A 3,642-nucleotide genomic window follows, 5' to 3' on the forward strand; every position below is an offset into this window, starting at 1 on the left:
GCCCCCTCCCGGACGAAATCGTTGAGCATGTCAATTACCAGCAGAGCCTGTCGCATAAAGACCTCCCACCCGATTTTCTCGAAATGCCTCACCAAAAAGAAACGACGTCAATTCACTCGCCCATTATCCCATGACGGCCAGTTCCTGTCTTCTCTTTAAAAGGTACAAAAAAAAACCGCCGGCTGTAAAGCGGCGGTTTTAATGCTTTTCTACTATATTTATAAAGAACGCAGCAGAAGAACCCGTTACGGCTTGACCCCGACATAGACCGTAGCGATGCCAAAGGTCAGGTCATGATGTACAACCTCGGTAAAACCGGCATCCCCCATCATTTTTTTAAACGTCTCCTGGTCGGGAAATTCAAGCACCGAATCGGGAAGGTATTGATAGGCGCTGCGCGTGGAGAGCAAGCCACCGATCCAGGGAAGCACCCTGCGAAAGTAAAAATTATAAAGCGCCTTGAACAGCCTGCTCCTGGGGTTGGAAAATTCGAGGATGACAGCACGCCCGGCCGGCTTGAGCACCCGGCACATCTCTCTCAGACCAGCCGTCCGGTCGACCACGTTGCGGATGCCGAAGGCAATGGTGACACCGTCGAACTGGCCGTCGGGATGCGGCATCGACTCGCAGGGCGCATTGACCAGAACGATACGGTCGCGATAGGGCGATCGGTCGACTTTTTCCTGCCCGACGCGAAGCATCCCCGGGGTCAGGTCGGCGCCGACGATCGTCAGGGAATCGGGGCTGCGGGAGGCAATCTCCAGGGCCACATCGCCGGTGCCGGTGGCCACGTCGAGAATCCGCCCCTGCTCCGGAAGATGCAGTTTGCCCACGGCAAAGGTCCGCCAGCGCCGGTCGATCCCGAGCGACAGGAGGCGGTTCAGCAGGTCGTAACGGGGGGCGATGGTGTCGAACATCTCGCGGATCCCACGCCCCTTCTCGGAAAGATTAAACATGACGATAGCTCCCACGTTAAAAAAGTCTGACGCGGCACCTTTTATCACACCATTTACCAGGCTGTCAGCAAAAAAACCTTTTCCGTCCGTAGCGGGCAGACTATACTTCGGCGTTATTTCAGCCTAGCCAAGGAGAACCTCATGCTGCCAATCATCGTCACCGCCGCCATCATCCGCCGGGACAATTGCGTGCTCATCACGAAACGGCCGGAAACCAGCCGGCACGGCGGCATGTGGGAATTCCCCGGCGGCAAGCTTGATCCCAACGAATCGCCCCAGGAAGGGTTGCGCCGGGAACTGCTCGAAGAACTCGGCATCGAAAGTGCTGTCGAGGACATCTTTGAAACCGTCTATTTCCGCTACCCGCAGGGAACAGTCCTGATCCTGGCCTATGAATGCCGGCACCGGCAGGGGACCATCCGCAACCTCGAAGTCGCCGAGCACCGCTGGGTGCCGGTCAACGAACTCGACCAATACAACCTGCTCCCTGCTGACGCCCCCATTGTGGCGAAGCTGGTCCGCAGCCGTTGCTGACCCCAGGCTCCAATCCCGGGCGGCTTACGGGTTCGCTGCAGCCCCCTTCATTCAATCATTAAAACCACTCTGCCGGTCTCCCGAAAACCATCGGCGGCGTCTGGCCTGTTTAATATTTGCGCTGCAGATTCACTGAGAGAAACACCCCGCAAAGCAAATAAACCAATCATTCCAATCCCTCAACTCACAAGGCCCCACCAGAAAAACACTAAAACACCATTTCCCAACCAGGGACAGACCTCTCAAGAAATCACATTCAAGGGTTCACATCCGGAAAAACATGCCTTTCTAAATGCAAGACACAGCTCGCAAGGCAACCATAAAAACACCGAAACGATGCCTACTGGTGGATATATCCATTTTTCGCCTCGCAACAACAAATAAAGTTGACACAAATAAAACACTGTATTACTTTTAAAAAAACAGGACAAATTTCAGCCTCCAGCATTTTCAAAATCGATATCCTGCCACCCAAGGAGTCACCACTTGCCGAGCCGAGGGAAAGATTCTTATTCGATACAATCGGTGGAAAACGCCCTCAACGTCCTTGAAGCGCTCTGCGATGAAGAAGAGGAGGTCAGAATTTCACGCCTGAGCGAAAAGCTCGGCATGAACAAAACCAGCGTATTCCGACTGCTGGCGACCTTTGAGAACCGCGGCTACGTTGAGCGTGAGGCTGCTTCGGGAAAATATCGACTGGGTCTGGCGGCCTATGAAATGGGGCAGAAGTTTCTCTCCCGCATGGGCCTGCTGAAAAAAGCTCACCCGGTGATGGAGCGCCTGGTTCGCGAATGCAACGAAGCGATTTACCTGGCCGTCCGCCGCAATGGTGACCTGCTTTTTCTCGATGTCGTCGACACTCCCCTGCAGGTCAAAATAGTCTCCCTGGTCGGCAAGCGCTACCCGCTGACCAGCTCAGCCGCCGGCAAGGTGCTGCTGGCCGGCGCGCCTCCCGAAGAAGACCCCACCCCGGACAAAAAACGCCGCACCACAGCCAAGCCTGCCGCCGACATTCCCGCCGAAGAGCTGCAGGAGATCCGCAGCAGCGGCTTCTGCATCGACTTCGGCAACCTGGGCGATGGAGTCGCCTGCGTTGCCGTGCCGCTGAGAAACATCCACGGCGAAATTGCCGCCGGGCTCTGCATGATCGGCCCTGATTTCCGCATGAATCCTGCCCAGATCGAGCAGGATTTCCTCCCCCGCCTGAAAGAAGCCGGCGAAATCATCTCCTCCAAACTGGGCTATCTCGGTCCCCACATGAGTAAAGATCTTTACTGAAACGTCCATTCCATTTATAACTAGATGAAACCATCTAGAGGAGGATGAGAATGCCCACCAGGGAACGTGTGGACGTTAATTTTTTTCGGCCCTCGACCGCGAACATGAAGGCGGAAGTGCGCATCGCCAGGACCGTGCTCATTTGCTGGGCGTTGCTGAGCTACGGCATCCCCCTCATTATCTACCTGGCCGGCCTGGGCGACCCTTCGGGTTTCGGTGAATCGTTCATCACCCGCAGCCGATTTTTGGGTTTCCCGCTGCACTACTGGCTGATCGCCCAGGGCTGCACCATCGGCTACATTCTGCTGTGCAAGCTCTATTGCATGCTGTGGGACAAAAAAGTGACCCGCCAGGCCCCCCGGAGGATCTCCCCGTGAACAAAGCGATACTGATTTCCGGCCTATCCCTGGCAGCTGTCTGCGGCTTTGCCGGCCACCTCTTCGCCGCTGCCGGCGAAGAAATTTACCAGGTCGAGCAAGGATTCAAACTGATTCCGGCCGTCATCATGGTCGCCCTGCTGTGCGTCTATGTCGGCGTTGGCTTTCTCTCCAAAGTGTCAGACACCTCGGGATACTGGATTGCCGGCCAGGGGATCGGCAAGTTTGGCAACGGCGCCGCTATCGCCTCGGACTGGATGTCGGCCGCCTCGTTCATGGGCGTGGCCGGACTGCTTTACCTGAAGGGCTGGTTCGGGCTCGGCTACATCATCGGCTGGACCGGCGGCTACGTGCTGCTGCTGTGCCTGATCGCCGCCCAGATCCGCCGCTTCGGCAAGTACACCATCCCCGAATTCCTCGGCGACCGCTATGACTGCCATGCAGTGCGGCTGATCGCCGCCTCGGTCACGGTCATCATCGCCATCACCTATTCCACC

General features: G+C 56.6%; 5 protein-coding genes. 4 read left to right on the forward strand and 1 reads right to left on the reverse strand.

The features are described from left to right. Nucleotides 1–245: 245 nt before the first annotated feature. Nucleotides 246–956 (reverse strand): bifunctional demethylmenaquinone methyltransferase/2-methoxy-6-polyprenyl-1,4-benzoquinol methylase UbiE, encoded by a 711-nt coding sequence (gene ubiE, locus ABYV89_RS15500; RefSeq protein ID WP_432823838.1) that lies wholly within the window; start codon nucleotides 954–956, stop codon nucleotides 246–248. Nucleotides 957–1,097: 141 nt separating this feature from the next. Between ubiE and ABYV89_RS15505 the strand changes: the two genes are divergently transcribed. The 4 genes from ABYV89_RS15505 to ABYV89_RS15520 all read left to right on the forward strand — a co-directional run. Beyond that, nucleotides 1,098–1,490 carry a (deoxy)nucleoside triphosphate pyrophosphohydrolase gene (locus tag ABYV89_RS15505; RefSeq protein ID WP_432823839.1) on the forward strand — a complete coding sequence of 131 codons (393 nt, stop codon included), beginning with the start codon at nucleotides 1,098–1,100 and terminating at the stop codon, nucleotides 1,488–1,490. Between the two features lie 486 nt (nucleotides 1,491–1,976). Next, nucleotides 1,977–2,768 (forward strand): IclR family transcriptional regulator, encoded by a 792-nt coding sequence (locus ABYV89_RS15510; protein ID WP_432823840.1) that lies wholly within the window; start codon nucleotides 1,977–1,979, stop codon nucleotides 2,766–2,768. 50 nt (nucleotides 2,769–2,818) lie between these two features. After that, complete coding sequence (locus tag ABYV89_RS15515) at nucleotides 2,819–3,145, forward strand: DUF4212 domain-containing protein (RefSeq protein ID WP_432823841.1); 327 nt, start codon at nucleotides 2,819–2,821, stop codon at nucleotides 3,143–3,145. Beyond that, on the forward strand, nucleotides 3,142–3,642 hold a 501-nt coding region (locus tag ABYV89_RS15520), incomplete at its 3' end, for a sodium:solute symporter family transporter (protein ID WP_432823842.1). The genes ABYV89_RS15515 and ABYV89_RS15520, both read left to right, overlap by 4 nt.

The sequence above is a fragment of the Trichloromonas sp. genome (assembly GCF_041583255.1).
Classification (GTDB): Bacteria; Desulfobacterota; Desulfuromonadia; order Desulfuromonadales; family Trichloromonadaceae; genus Trichloromonas.

Excerpts from the sequence above, each read along its gene's own strand:
- ubiE (WP_432823838.1), bottom strand. The coding sequence starts at position 956 with ATGTTTAATCTTTCCGAGAAGGGGCGTGGGATCCGCGAGATGTTCGAC.
- ABYV89_RS15505 (WP_432823839.1), top strand. The coding sequence starts at position 1,098 with ATGCTGCCAATCATCGTCACCGCCGCCATCATCCGCCGGGACAATTGC.
- ABYV89_RS15515 (WP_432823841.1), top strand. The coding sequence starts at position 2,819 with ATGCCCACCAGGGAACGTGTGGACGTTAATTTTTTTCGGCCCTCGACC.